Source organism: Tsukamurella serpentis (genome assembly GCF_054780975.1).
On the sequence record NZ_BAAGVH010000003.1, the window covers coordinates 586,315 to 603,595 of the forward strand.

Here is a 17,281-nt window from a genome sequence, read left to right on the forward strand (position 1 = left end):
GAGAACAAGATCACGTTCAGTCGAAGATCTGCGCGTACGTCTTGAGCTTGTTCAGGCGGTGCGTGGCATCGACCATCCGGACGGTGCCGGACTTGCTGCGCATCACGATCGACTGCGTGGTGGCACCGTCGGCCCGGTACTTCACCCCGCGCAGCAGATCACCGTCGGTCACGCCGGTCGCGGCGAAGTAGACGTGCTCACCCTTGACCAGGTCGGTGGTGCCGAGCACCTCGTTCGGGTCGATGCCCAGGTCCTTCAGGCGCGCCCGCTCGACGTCGGTCGACGGTGCCAGAGTGCCCTGGAACTCGCCGCCCATACACCGCATGGCTGCGGCGGCGATGATGCCCTCCGGGGTACCGCCGATGCCGACCAGGATGTCGGTCTTGGCCTCGGGGCGGGCGGCGGCGATCGCACCGGCCACGTCACCGTCGGAGATCAACCGCACGATCGCGCCGGTGGCGCGGATGTCGGCGATCAGCTGCTCGTGCCGGGGACGGTCGAGCACCGTCAGCGTCACGTCGGAGACCTTGATGCCCTTGGCCTTGGCGACCTTGGCGATGTTGTCGGCGATCGGGGCCTGGATGTCGATCACACCGGCCGCCTCCGGGCCCACGGCGATCTTGTTCATGTAGAACACCGCCGACGGGTCGTACATGGCGCCGCGCTCGGAGACCGCGAGTACCGCGATCGAGCCGGGCATACCCTTGGCCATCAGGGTGGTGCCGTCCACCGGATCCACGGCGACGTCGGTCGGCGGGCCGAAGCCGTTGCCCACCTCCTCGCCGTTGTAGAGCATCGGGGCCTCGTCCTTCTCGCCCTCACCGATCACCACGACACCCTGCATGGAGACCGTGGAGACCAGCTGCCGCATCGCGTCCACGGCGGCTCCGTCGCCGGACTCCTTCTGCCCGCGGCCCACCCAGCGTCCGGCGGCCAGCGCGCCGGCCTCGGTCACGCGCACCAGCTCCATCGCGAGGTTCCGGTCGGGCGCGATGGGGTTCGCTGTGGGCGTATCGGACATTGGTGCCTCCATGGAGTTCGACGGTGCTCACGCCGGTCGAGCCCGATCGGCGCCAGTGCACATGGATTCTTCCATGCCGGGTTCACACCGGTGCGGATGCCGCGTGCCGCGTCGCCGGGGCGCTTCGGGATACTGGTCACGTGGCTGATAAACCCCGGATCCTGCAGAACCGACGCGACATGGTGCTCACCCTGGTACCGCTGCTCGCGCTGTGCCTCCTCGCCCTGTTCGCCTCGGGGAACTTCCGGCTCGGGTTCGGCGGTGACCCGAAGGACGAGACGGTCGCGGCGATCGATGCCAAGTCGGTCTTCGAGATCACCGCCGGGCGGCTGGACTTCCCGGTTCGCATGCCCTCCGGGCCGGGCGTGGCCGACGGTGTCCCGGAGGGCTGGAAGGCCACCGCCACCCGCGACGAGGCGGTCACCGGCGGAGTGGTGTTCTCGGTCAACTACCTGACCCCGGAGAAGAACGCGATCGAACTCGCGCAGTCCGGCGGGCAGCTCGCGGAGGTGGTGCAGTCGGTCTTCGGTACCCGTAGCCGGCCCTCCGGCGAGATCGAAGTCGACGGGCGGACCTGGCAGGTCTACGGCCCGAACGACAAGAACCGCAGCGCCTGGGCCCTGCAACTCGACCGTGAGGTCATCGTGATCTACGGCAGTGCGACGGTGCCGCGGTTCACCGAACTGGCCACCGCGGTGCAGTCGCAGCAGCCGCTGCCGCGCGCCGCCGGCGACCTGCCCACGCCCGCGTCGGCGGCCCCGTCGGAAACCGGCGCGCCGCGGTAGTTCACTGCTGCGCGGAGATAGCCTTCTCGATCCGTTCCTTGGCGCCCGCGAGATGTTCCTCGCAGCGCTTGGCCAGCGCCTCACCGCGCTCCCACAGGTTCAGTGACTCGTCGAGGTCGAGTCCGCCCTGTTCGAGGAGCCGGACCACCTCGGTCAACTCGTCGCGGGCCTGCTCGTAGCCCAGCTCGGCCACCGGCGTCACATCGTCACTCACTGTTGGTCCACCCCTTCCGGTGCGGGTTCGGTCAGTTTCTTCACACCCATCACCGCCGCGTGCGCAGCACCGTCGGGAACCCGCACCCGAAGCTGTGCGCCCGGCGCGAGATCGTCGATGCTGCGGACCACCGGGTTGACGCCGTCCGGAGTCACCTTCTGCACCACCGCGTAGCCGCGGGCCATGGTGGCGGCCGGGCCCAGTGCGGTGAGCCGCGCGGCGAGGTGGCGCACCCCGTCGGATTCGCGTTCGACGGTGCGCCGGATGTCGCGTCGTCCGTCGCGCAGCAGCCGCTGAACCTGCTCGGCGCGTTCGTCCACCAGGCGCTGAGGATGCGCGAACACCGGCCGCGAGCGCAGCGACATCACCGTGTGCGCCTCCCGCGCCACCCAGCCGCGGAGCGCTGTCGCGGCTCGTTCGCGCAGCTCAGCGACTCGCGCCAGTTCGGACACCACATCCGGGACCACCCGTTTCGCGGCGTCGGTGGGGGTGGCGGCTCGGACGTCGGCGGCGAAATCGCACAGCGGATTGTCCGGCTCGTGGCCGATCGCCGAGACGATCGGCGTGCGGGCGGCGTGCACGGCTCGGCACAGTGTCTCGTCGGAGAAGGGCAGCAGGTCCTCCACGCTGCCGCCGCCGCGGGCCAGGATGATCACGTCCACTTCGGGTGCGGCGTCGAGCGTGCGCAGCGCCTCGACCAGCTGCGGGACCGCGGTTGGCCCCTGCACCGTGGCGTACTCCGCCCGGATCCGGACCCCGGGCCAGCGTTGCTCGGCGATCGAACGGACATCACGTTCGGCTGCGCTGGCCCGCGCGGTGACCAGGCCGACGGTGCCCGGGAGGAAGGGCAGCGGGCGTTTGAGGCGCTGGTCGAACAGGCCCTCGGCGTGCAGCAATTGCCGCAGCCGTTCGATTCGCGCCAGCAGCTCACCCACGCCCACGGCGCGGATCTCGGTGATCCGCAGAGACAGACTGCCGCGGCCGGCCCAGTAGGTGAACTTGCCGCGCACGATCACCTGGGTGCCCTCGGTGAGCGGGACCTCGGAGCGGTCCAGTACCGCAGGCAGGCAGGTGACCTGCAATGACACGTTCGCCGACGGGTCACGCAGGGTGAGGAAGGCGGTGCCGGTGCCGCGCCGGTTGAGCTGGGTGATCTGACCCTCGACCCAGACTTCGCCGAGCCGGTCGATCCACTGCGCGATCTTCATCGAGACCACACGCACCGGCCACGGCTGCTCCGCAGTGGAGGGACCGGCGCCGCTGGGCGGGCCGCTCGTCGCAGGTCCGGTCACCGGGTGATGCGGTTCTCGAGCATCGTGAGGAAGGGGGGCCGCGCGCCGTTGCCGCGCTCGTACTCCACCAGCGACTCGACCTCGGCGGTGGTCAGCCCGGACAGCCGCCCGCGCAGCTGCGCGAGCGTCAGCTCGGGGTAGTCGATGCGCTGTGCCACGGCGGGCAGGTCCGCCGCGGGCGCGTGGGAGTTCGACGACGGTGCCGGGACCGGCGAACTGTAGAGCGCGTAGCGTCCGGTGCCCGACGGTGCCGGAGCGGACTCGGCGGATTCGGCGGATTCGGCGGGCCCGGTCGCGGGGCGGACCTCACCGAAACCGGGCCGGGCCTCGGGAAGATCGACGTCGACGTCCTCGTCGTCGTCGAAGGTGGCCCAGGCGGCCTGTTCGTCGTCCTTGGCGGGGAAGACCGTTTCCAGAGCCCGGTCGCCGCGGACGGCGAGTTCGGCCAGATCCTGCTGGACCGCGATGAAGGCCTGCGCGGACTTGCTGCCCAGCGTGAGCGGGGCGCTGACGGCGCCGGAGACGATCTCCTGGCCCTTCTCGGCGGCCACTGCGACGGCCCCGACGGCGACGCGGACCACGAACGGTAAACGGCTCATACCTCCAGGGTGCCTCATCGAGCCCGCGAGCACACCGTCAGGTGCCGTAGCCTGGAGGCATGAGTTCTGGCAAGCGTGTCCTGCTGGCCGAGCCGCGTGGCTACTGCGCGGGTGTCGACCGCGCGGTGGAGACGGTCGAGAAGGCCCTGGAGAAGCACGGCGCGCCGGTGTACGTGCGCAAGGAGATCGTGCACAACCGGCACGTCGTGGAGACCTTGCAGGACAAGGGCGTGATCTTCGTGGACGAGACCGATGAGGTGCCCGAGGGTGCACTGCTGGTGTTCTCGGCACACGGTGTCTCGCCCGCGGTGCACGAGGGTGCCGCGCAGCGCAGCCTGCGCACCATCGACGCGACCTGCCCGCTGGTGACGAAGGTCCACCAGGAGGCCAAGCGTTTCGCCCGCGACGATTACGACATCCTGCTGATCGGCCACGAGGGCCACGAGGAGGTCGAGGGCACCGCCGGTGAGGCGCCGCAGCACGTGCAGCTGGTGGACGGCCCGGATGCGGTGGATGCGGTCACGGTCCGCGACGAGGACAAGATCGTCTGGCTCTCGCAGACCACGCTCTCGGTGGACGAGACGATGGAGACGGTGCGCCGGCTCCGCGAGAAGTTCCCCAAGCTGCAGGATCCGCCCAGCGACGACATCTGCTACGCCACCCAGAACCGCCAGGTCGCGGTCAAGGCGATGGCGCCCGAATGTGATCTGGTGATCGTGGTGGGGTCGCGGAACTCGTCGAACTCGGTACGGCTGGTGGAGGTGGCTCTGCAGGCCGGTGCCCGCGCCGCGCACCTGATCGACTTCGCCCGCGAGATCGACCCGTCCTGGCTGGACGGGGTGCAGACCGTGGGCATCACGTCCGGTGCCTCGGTGCCCGAGATCCTGGTCAAGGGCGTGGTGGAGTACCTCGACGGCGAGGGCTTCAAGGACGTGAAGGCGGTCACCACCGCCAATGAGACGTTGGTCTTCGCCCTGCCACGAGAGCTACGCCCCCGCGCCAAGGCCTGACCGCCGTCACCGGCCTGCGGACGGCCCGCGGTCGATCTCGCTGTCCGGTACGCACGTCACCGAATCTTCGATACGGTGACCTTCATGAAGTTCTTGAGTCCCAGCGACGTCCGCAACGTCACCTTCTCCAAACCGCCGTTCGGCCGCCGCGGGTACAGCGAGGACGAGGTCGACTCGTTCCTCGAGGACGTCGAGGCGACCCTGCGTGATCTGTACGCCCGGCTCGAACGCTACGAGGGCCGGCCTCCGGTGCAGGGACCCTCGTAGCGCCGGTCTCGTCGGCGTCAGTCCTTGTAGCGGTGCCGGCGGATCTGCCGCGGCGGCTCGTCGGGTTCGGCGAAGTCGTCGCGGAAATCCGTCTCCACCGCGGACTCCTCGCTGGCCGGACGGTAGCGCGGCGGCCGGTAGTGCTCGTACCGGCTGGGATTGTTGCGCGCCTCGGAGCGGCGTGCGGCACGGTCCGGGTCCCGCTGCAGGCTGGGGAGATCGGGCTGTGCTGCGCGGCTACCCGAGATCCGGGGCAGGGAGCCGTAATCGTCGCGCGGGATGGCCGAGCGGTCCCGCGCGGGCCGCGCCCGGGGGTCGTCGACACCTCGAGCCCGGTCGATCTCCCGCGCCTCACGCCGGTAATCCCGCGCAGCAGGCCGCGGGACCGCTGCCCTTGGGCCCGACGCACCGGGCCCCGATGCACCCTGCCGCGGATCGAGCTCGCGTCCGCCGCGTGCCCGAGGATCCCGGCGGTCGGGGTCTCGGCGGGGATCGCGGGGCTCACCCGGGAACGGCCGGGGCCGGTCGCCGTAGGCCACCGGCGGACGTGGCCGGGCGCCGTGCGGCATACCCGCGGCGCGCTCGTCGTCGGCGGGGCGCCGCGGCGGCTGCCCCCGGCGGATCCGGCCGGAATCCGGGCGGACCACCCGGTTGACGGCGGTCGCGGGCGCACCCTCGTCCCGGCGTGCCACCTCATCCCGGGTCAGGGCACGCCGTGGGGCGCCCTCACTCGATGGCGTGCGGCGGGTCTCGCCGCGGTCTGGGCGGGACCGGTGCGCGGTGCCCTGGTGCCGCTCCGAGCGCTTCTCGGCCGAGACGCGCGTCCCGGCTGCTCCGCCTGCGGTGGCCGCAGCGGCGGCGGGCGCAGGGCGCATGCGCGCCGCAGCGGCGCGCAACCGCTCACCGAGTGGCAGCCCGGCCGATTCCGGGGCCTTCTTCGCACCGGCCTTGGCCGGTTTCGCCGGCGCCGATCCACTGCGCTGCGCACTTCGAGCCGTCGCGGTGAGCCGGTGGTACAGGAACATCCGAGCGCCGCCGATCAGCAGCACGATCACCGTGATCCAGAACATCCACGGGAACAGCGAGATCAGCGGGAACAGCACGTCGGTGAGGATCTTGCTGGTGCTACGCGGGCTCGGTAGCGCGAACCACCGGTACACCGGGATCGCGGTGGCGATCACCAGTGGCGGCTGGACCATTGCGGTGAACAGGGCGCGGTTGCGCACGGCGAGGACGGCAACGATCGCGCCGACCGTGATCGCCAGCATCCCGGCGTTCGCGCCGGCGAACTCGCCCGCGGCGACGGCGCCGACCGCAGCGAACGCCAGCAGCGTCAGGACGGCGCCCCACCACGGCAGACCGGGCACCGTTGCGAGCACGGAGCGCTCGTCCACCGGCACCTGGGAGCGTGAGGGTTGGAACTTCGACACAGGTGAACCGTACCGGTTAACACTGTGAGAACCGAGAACGCGCAGGCGACGGGACCGCACGTGGCGCGGTGTTCAGTTCCAGGTGATCCTCGCGGGAACCGTCGGGCATGGATGCCAACTCGGACAGTCGGCGCGCCGTGACCCCGACCCGCGCGTTGTACGAACCGACGGTGCTGTTGAACGCCTCGACCGTCTTACCCAGGGCGGCACCGAGCGACGTGAAATGACTGTTGAGGATGTCGAATCGATCGCTGAGCTCGCGGCCGAGGGCGTGGATCCGGGCCGCATCCTCCCCGAGCGCGTGCTGCCGCCACGCCAGAGCCACCGCCCGGAGCATCGCGACCAGGGTCGTAGGAGTGGCGAGAACCACGTTCTTGTCGAGTGCGAACTCCAGCAGATCCGGGTCGGCCTGCAGCGCCGCGTCCAGAAAGGCCTCGGCGGGCACGAACATCACCACCAGTTCGGGGGAGCCGACGGCGTCCCAGTACCGCTTGCCGGACAACTGCACAACGTGTGAGCGGAATCGCCGGGCATGATCGGCGAGGAGAGCCGGATGTTCTGCCGGGGGAGCCTCCAGCAGGTTCAGGTAGGCGTCGAGCGGCACCTTCGCATCCACCGCAAGATCCCGGCCACCGGCCAGGTGCACCACCAGATCGGGCCGCACCCGGGCGTCGCCGAGCCGTGCTCCCACCTGGGTGGAGAAGTCGCAGTGCCGGCTCAGCCCGGCCAGCTCGACCACCCGCTCGAGCTGCAGCTCACCCCAGCGGCCGCGCACCGTGGACGACTTCATCGCCGAGCGCAGCGTCGCGGTCTCGGCGCGTAGCGCCTCACTGGTGCGCGCGACGGTGCCGATCTGCTCACGCAGGCCGGCGAACGCCGCCACCCGACTGCGCTCGGCGACCGCGAACTCGTGCCCGAGGGTTTCGACCGTCTGCCGGAGGGGTGCCAGCAGGGCGTTGACCGGGCCGGCGACCGCGTCGTGGCCAGGGGCTCCGCCGCTCGGCGCGGGGGACCGGTCGGGAACCACTCGGGCGAGGATCACCCCGAGGGCGGCGCCGACCAGCAGTGCCAGCAATGCCACGAGCAGGTGTGAGAGGTCCATGCCGCAAGCATGGGCCGGGGCACTGACAAGTTCGTCAGGCGTCCGCGGCGGGTCCGGCCGCCCTCGCCTGTCCGGCCTCCTGCTCCGCCGCACCGCCACCGCTGTCGCCGTTGCCGGTGGCGGATCGGATCCGGGTTCTCAGCTTGTCCAGCAGGTTCGGACCGGAGGGCTCGTCCGGGTCCGGTTCGGAGCTCTCGCCGGTGCGCTCGTCGACGAGTTCGCCCAGGTAGCGGAAGAGCACCGCGATCGCCGCGGCGGACGGAACAGCGAGGAAGGCGCCGATGATCCCGAACTGGGTGCCCCCGAAGGCGATGGCCAGCAGCACCACCACCGGGTGCAGGTTCATCGAGCGGGATTGCAGCATCGGCGACAGCACGTTGCCCTCGAGCTGCTGCACCGCGATCACCACTGCCAGGACCAGCAACGCGGTGGTGAAACCGTTGGTCACCAGGGCGACGACGACGGCCAATGCGCCGGCGACGAAGGCACCGACGATCGGGATGAACCCGCCGAGGAAGGTGATCACCGCCAGGGCGTAGGCCAGCGGAACGTCCAGGATCACCAGGCCGAGGCCGATGAACACCGCGTCGATCAGGCTGACCAGCGCCTGGGTGCGGATGAAGCCGCCGAGAGTGGTCCAGATCCGGCCCAGCAGCTCGACCAGGTGCGAGGCCACCGGGGAGCCGGACTGGCGGCGGATCCACGGGAGGAACTTGTCGCCGTCCTTGAGGAAGAAGAAGGTCAGCATGGCGACCATCACCACCGTGACGACCGCCGATCCGGCGGCGCTGACCCCGGTGAACACGCCGGTGGCGATGGATTCGGCGCTGGACTGCAGCTTCTGCGTGATGGAGGTGACGAACCGGTTGATCTGCTCGTCCTGCAGGTTCAGCGGCGGGCCCTGCGCCCACAACTGGATCTGGCGCACACCGGCCACGGCGCTGTCGGCGATCTGCTGGGACTGGCTGCCGATCGACGGTGCGATAGCGCCGATGATCCCGCCCAGGACGCCCACGCCGAGCAGCAGCACCGTCGCCGTCGCCAGTGCGGGCGGGAACCGGTGCTCGCGCAGCCACCGCACCGGAGGCCACAGCACCGTGCTCACCAGCACGGCGAGCATCACCGGGAGCAGGATCGACCAGAACTCGCCGATCAGCCAGACCAGCACGAAGAGCATCGCGGCGATGGCCACCACGCGGATGCTCCACTCGGCCAGCCAACGTCCCGCCCGGCCGTACACATCGCCGCGGGTGGGCCTGGCCGCAGGTGTTGTCACCTCATCGCTCACAGTGTGATCGTATGTCTCTCATGCCTCAGTAGCCACTTCTTCGTCGGTAATCCCCACCGGAATCCGCCCAGTGATCCGTCGGTGCGCAGCACGCGATGGCAGGGGACGAACAGGGCGGCCGGGTTGCGGGCGCAGGCCATCGCCGCGGCCCGGACCGCGGCCGGTCGACCGGACAGTTCGGCGTAGCGGGTGTAGGTGACCGGCGCTCCGGGTTCGACGGTGCGCAGTACCCGCCAGGCGTGTTCGATGAACTCGCCGGAACGTTGCCGGACCGCGACCGTGTCGATCGCGGTCAGGTCGCCGGCGTGGAAGGCGTTCACCGCCGCCGTCACGTCCCCGAGGTCGGAGCGGTGTTCCACGGTCCGGGGCCGCAGCGAGGAGTGGATCAGCGGCACCAGTGATTCGGCGTCGGCGGTCCAGCCGGAGGCGAGCACGGCACCGTCGGCATCGACGACGGCGGTGAACGGCCCGGCGGGGGTCTCGGTGGTGGAGTGGAAGGCGGTCACGGACTACTCCTCTGCGAGGTGGACTGGACGGTGTTCCGGGCGGTGGTCAGCGCATGGTTCCACAGGTGCAGGCACAGGTAGCTGGCCCACGGACTCCAGCGGTTGGCGGTGATGTCGAGGTCGAGCAGCGCAGCGCCCTTGGCCACCACCAGATCGGCGGCGAGCAGGGTGTCCGGGTCTGCGAGCAGTCGCATGGCCACGTAGTCGGCGGTCCACGGTCCGACGCCGGGCAGGCTCAACAGTTCGGTGCGGACCTGCTCGCGCGGCATTCCCGGGTGCAGGATCAGCGTGCCGTCGGCGAGGGCGCGCGCGGCGCCGACGATCGCGGTGATCCTCGCTCTCGGTCCGGTGAGGATCTCTGCTCCGTGTTCGGCGATGGAGGCGGCGGTCGGGAAGGCCCGGCTGACGACGGCGCCGGAGCCGATGGTGTCGGCGAGCGGGGTGCCCAGCGCTGCGACCAGTCGGGCCTGGTGGGTGGCGGCCGCGGCGATCGAGATCTGCTGACCGATCATGGTGCGCAGCAGCAGTTCCTGCGGGTCGATGCAGCCGATCAACCGGATGCCGGGGGTCGACCGGATCAGCGGCGTCAGTCGTGGATCGGCGGCCAGAGCCTGATCCACGGCGATCGGATCGGCGTCGAGGTCCAGCAGGTGCCGCAGCCGTGCGACCGCGGCCGGGAGGTCGCTCAGCGCGGTCAGGCGCAGCTCGGCACGCACGTACCCCTCGGGTGCGGCGGAGAGGTCGACGGTGACGACGCCGCTGCCGCCCGGCAGGTTCAGCACCCGGGTGAAGCGGTCACCGTCGGCGTGTTCGAGGCCGGGGACGGCGTGCGCGGTGAGGAACCAGCGCACCCAGCCCACGTCGTAGGGCGGCCGCAGGGCCAGGCGCAGCGTCAGCGCCCCGGTGGTCGGCGGTGCGCCGCGTCCGCGGGCCCGCAGCGCCGACGGGGTGGCGGCGAAGACTTCCCGAACGGTGTCGTTGAACTGCCGGATCGAGGTGAATCCGGCGGCGAAGGCGACGTCGGTGAAGGGCATCGCGGTGCCGACGATCAGGGTGCGCGCGGTGTTCGCGCGGTGCGCGCGGGCCAGGGCCAGCGGGCCCGCGCCCAGCTCGGCGGTGAGTACCCGGGTGAGTTGCCGCTCGCTGTAGCCCAGGCGTTGCGCGAGCCCGGTCACCCCGTCGCGGTCGACCACGCCGTCGGCGATCAGCCGCATGGCCCGGGCGGCCAGGTCCGATTCCAGATTCCACCGCGGTGATCCGGGGACGGCGTCGGGCAGGCACCGCCGGCAGGCACGGTATCCGGCGGCCTGGGCCGCCGCCGCGGTGAGGTGGAAGGAGACGTTCTCCGGTTTCGGGGTGGTGGCCGGGCACGAGGGACGGCAGTAGATGCCGGTGGTGGCGACCGCGGTGTAGAACTGCCCGTCGAACCGGGCGTCGCGTCCGGCGATCGCCCGGTAGCACCGGTCGAAGTCGAGGGTCGCGCTTTCGGTCACGATGTCGACTCTGGCACCGTCACCGTGCCCGCGCTAGCGGGTTTCGGACAGGGCGGCGTCGTCAGCAACAGCGGGCGGAGACGGCGGCTCCGTCGTGCCGCGCCTTCCAGTACTCCCGTTCGGTCATCACCGGTTCGCCAGGGTGCGTCGCCCGACGGTGCTCGACGTACCGCTGGTAGTGGTTGTCGCCCATGATGGACCCGACGTACCAGCGGACCGCCTTCAGTGCCCGGAGCGCTGCAGTGCCGGGTTGCCCACCGCGTCCCATTGGTTCTGCACCTCCCGTTCGGCGGGGGTGGCGATCAGGCCGCGCGGGGCGAACCGCCGGCTCGGTACCGGTTCCTCCTCGGTGAGGGGCCGGCCCCGGCCGGTGACGGTGCGGAAGATCGTCCACAGCCCGGTCGCGACCACCACCAGCACCATGACGGCGAAGACGATCGACAGGGTGCCCTGGATGAAGGTGTTGCGGACCACCGCGTCGATGGCCTCGGGAGTCTTGGCCGAGCCGTAGCTCTGCAGCCCGGCGTCTGCGGCGTTCCGGAAGTTGCTGTGCTGCTTCCAGTAGCCCACGGCCGGATCGGAGCTGAAGATCTTCTGCCAGGACGCGGTCATAGTGACCGTGAGATCCCACACCAGTGGGATCGCCGGTATCCACACCCACTTGTAGTAGCCCTTCTTGACCACCACCACGACCACCAGGGTCAGGGCCATCGCGGCGAGCAACTGGTTGGCGATGCCGAACAGCGGGAACAGGGTGTTGATCCCGCCGAGCGGGTCGGTGACGCCCATCAGCAGGATGCTGCCCCAGGCCGCGACCACCAGCAGGGAGGCGCCCCAGGCGCCGACCCGCCAGCTCGGGTCCTTGAGCCGACGGAACGGGCCCCCCAGATTGCTGAACGCGTCCGAGACCAGGAACCGAGCCACGCGGGTGCCGGCGTCGACGGTGGTGAGGATGAACAGGGCCTCGAACATGATCGCGAAGTGGTACCAGAACGATTTCATCGCCGAGCCGCCGAAGACCTGGTGCAGCACCTCGGACATGCCGAAGGCCAGTGTCGGGGCGCCGCCGGTGCGGGAGACGATGGACTGCTCACCGACGTCCTTGGCGGCCTGGCTGATCTGCTCGCCGGTCACGGGATCGCCGCTCAATCCGAGCGAGTTGACGTAGGCCGCCGCTGATTCGGCGGTACCGCCGGTCTTGGCCAGCGGGGCGTTCATGGCGAAGTAGAAGTGCTGGTTGATGATCGACGCGGTGATCAGCGCCATGATCGCCACGAACGATTCGGTGAGCATGCCACCGTAGCCGATCAACCGCATCTGGCCCTCCTTCTCCAGCAGCTTCGGGGTGGTGCCGGAGCTGATCAGGGAGTGGAAGCCGGACAGCGCGCCGCAGGCGATGGTGATGAACAGGAACGGGAACAGGGAGCCGGCGAAGACGGGGCCGTCGCCGCGGGTGGCGAAGTCGGAGACGGCGGGGGCCTCCATCATCGGGCGGGCGATCAGGATTCCGACGGCGAGCAGCACGATCGTGCCGACCTTCATGAAGGTCGAGAGGTAGTCGCGCGGGGCCAACAGCAGCCACACCGGCAGCACCGATGCGGCGAAGCCGTAGATGATGATCGCCCAGCTCAACTGGACCGGGGTGAGGGTGAACAGCTCCTTGCCCCAGGAGGTCTCGGCGACGGGTCGTCCACCGATCACCGCGGCGAGCAGCAGTACGACGCCGATCAGGGACACCTCGGAGACCCGGCCGGGGCGCAGGTACCGCAGGTAGATGCCCATGAACAGGGCGATCGGGATGGTGCAGGCGATGGAGAACACGCCCCACGGGCTGTGGCCGAGGGCCTGCACCACGACCAGTGCGAGCACCGCGATGAGGATCATCATGATGGTGGCGATGCCGATGATCGCGGCGGTGCCGCCGACCGGGCCCAGCTCGTCGCGGATCATCTGGCCGAGTGAGCGGCCGCGGCGACGGGTCGCGATCCACAGCACGAGGTAGTCCTGCACGCAGCCGGCCACCAGCGCACCGACGATGATCCAGATGGTGCCGGGCAGGTAGCCCATCTGCGCGGCGAGGACGGGGCCGACCAGCGGGCCGGCGCCGGCGATCGCGGCGAAGTGGTGGCCGAACAGCACGCGCCGGTCGGTCGGCATGTAGTCGGTGCCGTTGTCCTCGATCTCGGCCGGGGTGGCGCGATCGTCGCGGGGGCGCACCACTTTCAGCTCGATCAGGCGCGCGTAGAACCGGTATCCGACCACGTACGTGCAGACCGCGGCGAGGACGAACCAGACGGCGTTCACGGTCTCGCCGCGGGCCAGCGCGATCATCGCCCAGGCGACGGCGCCGAGGATCGCGATGACGCCGAAGATCAGTTTGTGCCGGGTGGTGATGGGGGAGCGGTCGATGATCGCTATCGGCGGCTTCGTGGGGTCGGTGCGCACGTAGGTGAGGTCACCGTCGGTCTCCCGGATCGGTTCGGCCGTCGGAGCGGACATGGGTCCTCCTGGTCGGAGTGCAGAGCGGGTTGCTGGTTCGCAGGGGACATCGTTGCACCCGGCGGGCGTTCGGCGCGGGCGAATCGGCACGTAGAATCAGGTCCCGTGAGTCTTACCCTCGGAATCGTCGGACTGCCCAACGTCGGCAAGTCAACTCTGTTCAACGCCCTCACCAACAGTGAGGTGGAGGCGGCGAACTATCCGTTCGCCACCATCGAGCCGAACGTGGGCGTGGTGAACCTGCCGGATCCGCGCCTGACGCGGCTGGCGGAGATCTTCGGTTCCGAGCGGATCCTCCCGGCGCCGGTGTCGTTCGTGGACATCGCCGGCATCGTCAAGGGCGCGTCCGAGGGTGAGGGGATGGGCAACCAGTTCCTGTCGAACATCCGCGAGGCCGATGCGATCTGCCAGGTGGTGCGGGTGTTCGCCGATGAGGATGTGGTGCACGTCGCGGGCAAGGTCGATCCGCTGGCCGATATCGACACCGTCGCGACCGAGCTGATCCTGGCGGATCTGCAGACCCTGGAGAAGGCGCTGCCGCGGCTCGAGAAGGAAGCACGGAAGAACAAGGAACTGGCGCAGACGCTGGAGGCGGCGAAGTCTGCGCAGCTGGTGCTCGAGGACGGCAAGACGTTGTTCGCGGCCGGTTTCGACACCGCGCCGATCCGTGAGCTGCACCTGATGACGGCCAAGCCCTTCCTGTACGTGTTCAACTCCGACGAGGGCGTGCTCACCGATTCGGCGCGGCGGGCCGAGTTGCAGGCGGCGGTGGCGCCGGCCGATGCGGTGTTCCTGGACGCGAAGATCGAGTCCGAGCTGCTGGAGCTCGATCCGGAGGACCAGGCCGAGATGCTGGAGTCGATCGGTCAGGACGAGCCGGGCCTCGATTCGCTGGCCAAGGCCGGTTTCCACACCCTGGGCCTGCAGACCTACTTGACCGCCGGCCCCAAGGAGTCGCGCGCCTGGACCATTCGCAAGGGCGACACCGCCCCCAAGGCGGCCGGCGTGATCCACACCGATTTCGAGAAGGGCTTCATCAAAGCCGAGATCGTCTCCTTCGCCGACCTCGACGCTGCCGGCTCGATGGCTTCGGCCAAGGCCGCCGGCAAGGTCCGCATGGAGGGCAAGGACTACGTGATGGTCGACGGCGACGTGGTGGAATTCCGCTTCAACGTCTGACGACCACTGCGCGATGCGTTGTCTCAAGCCCCGGGACGACGCTCGGGCGCTGAGTGCGGTCCGACCCGCTCGACTCTCCTGTGAGGGGAGACCGGATGCTGGAACGGTGCTCCCGGGCTGAGAGTAGTGTTCCGTGCGATGTCTGATCAATTGCCTCCGTGCCCCGAGTGCTCCAGCGAGTACACCTACGAACAGGGTGCGCTGCTGGTGTGCCCGATGTGCGCCCACGAGTGGTCGGCCGACGCATCGGCCGCCGAGTCCGGCGACACCGCTGCTGGCGACGTGATTCGGGATGCCGTCGGCAACGAGCTCGCCGACGGTGACTCGGTCTCCCTGGTCAAGAGCCTCAAGGTCAAGGGCGCGGGCGGCGCCGTCATCAAGGCGGGCACGCGGGTGCGCGGGATCCGCCTGCTCGACGAGCCCGTCGACGGCCACGACATCGAGGCCAAGGTGCCCGGGCTCGGTCAGATGCGGTTGAAGTCGAGCATCGTCAAGAAGGCCTGACCGGCGACACATCGGCCGGCCCGGTCGTGCGCGCGACGCATGGCTTTCGTGGAGCGAAGACCTCACCCCTCCGCCACGGAATAGCTACCGTCATGCCCATGACCGCCAGGCAGTTCCAAGTCACCTTCGATTGCGCCGATCCCAGGCGCGTCGCACTGTTCTGGTGCGAGGCGCTCGGCTACGAGGTGCCCCCGCCACCGCCGGGCTTCACCGACTGGGACGCGTTCGAGAAGATCCTCCCGCCCGAGGCACAGGGCTCGCGGTTCGCCTGCGTCGATCCGAGTGGTGCGGGCCCACGCCTGTTCTTCCAGCGGGTCCCCGAGGGCAAGGAGGTGAAGAACCGCGTTCACCTCGATGTCCGCGTGGGAACCGGGCTGACGGGCGCAGAGCGCCTCGCCGCCCTGGAAACGGAATGTGCTCGCCTGATCGGTGTGGGTGCCACACGCCTGCGACTACTGGAAGCCGACGGCGTCTCCGAATCCTGCATCGTCATGCAGGACGTCGAAGGCAACGAGTTCTGCCTCGACTGATCCGCGCATCGCGATCGTCAGAACACGTGGTGGCAGGCGGACCCGAGGATGTGGACACTGGAAGGAAGGAACACTTCTCAGCCCGAGGGAGCAGCAGATGGCAGGTAACGAGAATCCGTTCGGGTTCGGCCCGGGTGAGTTCGACGATCTCGCGCGCGAAGCCCGGGACATGCTCGGCAAACTCGTCGGCGGCGCCGCCACCGGACGGTACGCCTTCTCGGGGCTGTTCGACGATCCGGGTCAGCGCACCCGTCGCGAACCGGAGACCACAGGGGAGACGGGTGACGGGGTCTGGGCCGTGATCGTCACCGGCGACGACGATGCCGCCCGAGTCGAGCAGGTCTTCGCCACCGAGATCGACGCGCTGCGCGCCAATCAGCACAACACCGAACCGAACCGCAAGGTGCGATTCCTGCCGTACGGGATCGCGGTCAGCGCCCTGGACTGATCCCGTCACAGTGCTCGACCAGCCAATCGAGCAGGGGTGCGGTCTGCCGCCAGTGCTTGCGGATCTGCGGTACCAGCTTCGGTGAGCCGATGATCGCCCCGAAACCGTAGTCCCGCATCACCGTGAGTGACCGGTGGCGCAGCAAGTCGATCCGCGGATGGCCGGCGTCCCACCCGCGCGGGGATGTCTTGAGCGTGTCACCACCGATCTCCCAGCCACCCCGCCGCAACGCCGCGACGATCTGTTCCAACGCCGGCCCGGACAGGTCGTTGTCGATGGCCTGCCGGAACGCGGCGAGCCGTGTTGAACTCGCCTCGTAGAAGCCCGCGCCCACCCGCACACCGGCGGCTCCGATCTGCACGTAGTAGCCGGTCGCCGGGCCGACTGCGACGAACGCGCCCTGATGCGTCTTGTACGGCGTCTTGTCCTTCGAGAAGCGCACGTCACGGTACGGACGGAAGATCTTCGCCGTCCCGAACTCCGCCGCCAGTTCCTCGGTGAGTGCCGTCATCGGGCCGGCCACGGCAGACGCATAGGTCGCCTTGTTCGCCTCCCAGAACACCTTCGAGTTGTCCGCCTCGAGGTCGTCGTAGAAGTCGAGCGCGGCTTCGGGGAAACCGGTGAAGCTCATGAGGGCCAGGCTAGCCTTGAACCATGGAACCCGGTGACAAGGCGCCCGACTTCGAACTCCTCGACCAGGACGGCGCGCCGCGCCGACTCTCCGACCTGCTGGCCGCAGGCCCGGTCGTGCTGTTCTTCTACCCGGCCGCGTTCACCCCTGGCTGCACCAAGGAGGCCTGCCACTTCCGTGACCTCGCGGCCGAGTTCACCGAGGCCGGTGTACAGCGTGTCGGCATCAGCCGCGACGCCGTCGCCAAGCAGCAGGACTGGACCACCGAACACTCGTTGGACTACCCGCTACTCTCCGATGCCGACGGTGCCGTCGCCGCCGCGTACGGGGTCCGCCGCGACGGCCTGCTCAAGCTCGCCGGCATGCCCACCAAACGCACCACCTTCGCGATCCGCGCCGATGGCACCGTCGCCGAGGTGATCGCCTCCGAGGTGAACATGCAGGTCCACGCGGACCGCGCTCTGGCGGCGCTGCGCACCTGAC

General features: G+C 69.7%; 19 protein-coding genes and 1 pseudogene. 8 read left to right on the plus strand and 12 right to left on the minus strand.

Annotated elements, in window-relative coordinates; genetic code table 11:
• Window positions 1–16: 16 nt before the first annotated feature.
• The gene (gene glpX / locus ACYVHG_RS11085) at window positions 17–1,021 is read right to left on the minus strand and encodes a class II fructose-bisphosphatase (RefSeq protein WP_461167490.1); all 1,005 of its coding nucleotides are present in this window, start codon (window positions 1,019–1,021) and stop codon (window positions 17–19) included.
• Window positions 1,022–1,161: 140 nt separating this feature from the next.
• Between glpX and ACYVHG_RS11090 the strand changes: the two genes are divergently transcribed.
• Entirely contained in the window at window positions 1,162–1,806 is a 645-nt protein-coding gene (locus ACYVHG_RS11090) for a DUF4245 domain-containing protein (protein ID WP_461167491.1), read from the plus strand.
• Window position 1,807: 1 nt separating this feature from the next.
• Here the strand turns inward: ACYVHG_RS11090 and ACYVHG_RS11095 are convergent, their stop codons facing one another.
• The 3 genes from ACYVHG_RS11095 to ACYVHG_RS11105 are packed head-to-tail and all read right to left on the minus strand — an operon-like array spanning window position 1,808 to window position 3,911.
• Entirely contained in the window at window positions 1,808–2,020 is a 213-nt protein-coding gene (locus ACYVHG_RS11095; RefSeq protein ID WP_461167492.1) for an exodeoxyribonuclease VII small subunit, read from the minus strand.
• A complete protein-coding gene (gene xseA / locus ACYVHG_RS11100) occupies window positions 2,017–3,312 on the minus strand; it encodes an exodeoxyribonuclease VII large subunit (protein ID WP_461167493.1) in 1,296 nt (431 codons plus the stop codon). Before xseA ends, ACYVHG_RS11095 begins: the two co-directional genes overlap by 4 nt.
• Window positions 3,309–3,911 (minus strand): lipid droplet-associated protein, encoded by a 603-nt coding sequence (locus tag ACYVHG_RS11105; RefSeq protein ID WP_461167494.1) that lies wholly within the window; start codon window positions 3,909–3,911, stop codon window positions 3,309–3,311. The genes xseA and ACYVHG_RS11105 overlap by 4 nt, the downstream gene beginning before the upstream one ends.
• Before the next feature lie 59 nt (window positions 3,912–3,970).
• Between ACYVHG_RS11105 and ACYVHG_RS11110 the strand changes: the two genes are divergently transcribed.
• A complete protein-coding gene (locus ACYVHG_RS11110) occupies window positions 3,971–4,921 on the plus strand; it encodes a 4-hydroxy-3-methylbut-2-enyl diphosphate reductase (protein WP_461167495.1) in 951 nt (316 codons plus the stop codon).
• Window positions 4,922–5,005: 84 nt separating this feature from the next.
• Window positions 5,006–5,161, plus strand: a pseudogene (locus tag ACYVHG_RS11115) (DivIVA domain-containing protein); the annotation flags it as partial.
• Window positions 5,162–5,205: 44 nt separating this feature from the next.
• On the opposite strand, the gene ACYVHG_RS11120 reads toward ACYVHG_RS11115, so the two are convergent.
• The 7 genes from ACYVHG_RS11120 to ACYVHG_RS11150 form a co-directional block, all read right to left on the minus strand.
• Window positions 5,206–6,618, minus strand: coding sequence for a DUF6542 domain-containing protein (locus tag ACYVHG_RS11120; protein ID WP_461167496.1), 1,413 nt, complete (start codon window positions 6,616–6,618; stop codon window positions 5,206–5,208).
• A gap of 16 nt (window positions 6,619–6,634) precedes the next feature.
• Window positions 6,635–7,720 carry a DNA recombination protein RmuC gene (locus ACYVHG_RS11125; RefSeq protein ID WP_461167497.1) on the minus strand — a complete coding sequence of 362 codons (1,086 nt, stop codon included), beginning with the start codon at window positions 7,718–7,720 and terminating at the stop codon, window positions 6,635–6,637.
• A gap of 34 nt (window positions 7,721–7,754) precedes the next feature.
• Complete coding sequence (locus ACYVHG_RS11130) at window positions 7,755–9,008, minus strand: AI-2E family transporter (RefSeq protein ID WP_461167498.1); 1,254 nt, start codon at window positions 9,006–9,008, stop codon at window positions 7,755–7,757.
• Window positions 9,005–9,514, minus strand: a complete 510-nt coding sequence (locus ACYVHG_RS11135) for a methylated-DNA--[protein]-cysteine S-methyltransferase (RefSeq protein WP_461167499.1) — start codon at window positions 9,512–9,514, stop codon at window positions 9,005–9,007. Before ACYVHG_RS11135 ends, ACYVHG_RS11130 begins: the two co-directional genes overlap by 4 nt.
• Window positions 9,511–11,007 (minus strand): DNA-3-methyladenine glycosylase 2 family protein, encoded by a 1,497-nt coding sequence (locus ACYVHG_RS11140; protein ID WP_461167500.1) that lies wholly within the window; start codon window positions 11,005–11,007, stop codon window positions 9,511–9,513. Before ACYVHG_RS11140 ends, ACYVHG_RS11135 begins: the two co-directional genes overlap by 4 nt.
• 61 nt (window positions 11,008–11,068) lie before the next feature.
• On the minus strand, window positions 11,069–11,200 hold the full coding sequence (locus ACYVHG_RS11145) for a CstA-like transporter-associated (seleno)protein (RefSeq protein ID WP_461167501.1): 132 nt from the start codon (window positions 11,198–11,200) through the stop codon (window positions 11,069–11,071).
• Window positions 11,201–11,229: 29 nt separating this feature from the next.
• Entirely contained in the window at window positions 11,230–13,506 is a 2,277-nt protein-coding gene (locus ACYVHG_RS11150; RefSeq protein ID WP_461167502.1) for a carbon starvation CstA family protein, read from the minus strand.
• Window positions 13,507–13,611: 105 nt separating this feature from the next.
• On the opposite strand from ACYVHG_RS11150, the gene ychF reads away from it, so the two are divergent.
• The 4 genes from ychF to ACYVHG_RS11170 all read left to right on the plus strand — a co-directional run bounded on the left by ychF (window position 13,612) and on the right by ACYVHG_RS11170 (window position 16,167).
• Complete coding sequence (gene ychF / locus ACYVHG_RS11155; RefSeq protein WP_461167503.1) at window positions 13,612–14,685, plus strand: redox-regulated ATPase YchF; 1,074 nt, start codon at window positions 13,612–13,614, stop codon at window positions 14,683–14,685.
• A 138-nt stretch (window positions 14,686–14,823) separates the two neighbouring features.
• Complete coding sequence (locus ACYVHG_RS11160) at window positions 14,824–15,189, plus strand: zinc ribbon domain-containing protein YjdM (RefSeq protein ID WP_461167504.1); 366 nt, start codon at window positions 14,824–14,826, stop codon at window positions 15,187–15,189.
• A 98-nt stretch (window positions 15,190–15,287) separates the two neighbouring features.
• Window positions 15,288–15,719 (plus strand): VOC family protein, encoded by a 432-nt coding sequence (locus ACYVHG_RS11165; RefSeq protein WP_461167505.1) that lies wholly within the window; start codon window positions 15,288–15,290, stop codon window positions 15,717–15,719.
• Between the two features lie 97 nt (window positions 15,720–15,816).
• A complete protein-coding gene (locus ACYVHG_RS11170; RefSeq protein ID WP_461167506.1) occupies window positions 15,817–16,167 on the plus strand; it encodes a hypothetical protein in 351 nt (116 codons plus the stop codon).
• On the opposite strand, the gene ACYVHG_RS11175 is transcribed toward ACYVHG_RS11170, so the two are convergent.
• The gene (locus ACYVHG_RS11175) at window positions 16,151–16,798 is read right to left on the minus strand and encodes a DUF2461 domain-containing protein (RefSeq protein WP_461167507.1); all 648 of its coding nucleotides are present in this window, start codon (window positions 16,796–16,798) and stop codon (window positions 16,151–16,153) included. The two genes, ACYVHG_RS11170 and ACYVHG_RS11175, sit on opposite strands and share 17 nt — an antisense overlap.
• Before the next feature lie 23 nt (window positions 16,799–16,821).
• Between ACYVHG_RS11175 and ACYVHG_RS11180 the strand changes: the two genes are divergently transcribed.
• Window positions 16,822–17,280, plus strand: coding sequence for a peroxiredoxin (locus tag ACYVHG_RS11180; protein WP_461167508.1), 459 nt, complete (start codon window positions 16,822–16,824; stop codon window positions 17,278–17,280).
• Window position 17,281 lies beyond the last annotated feature (1 nt).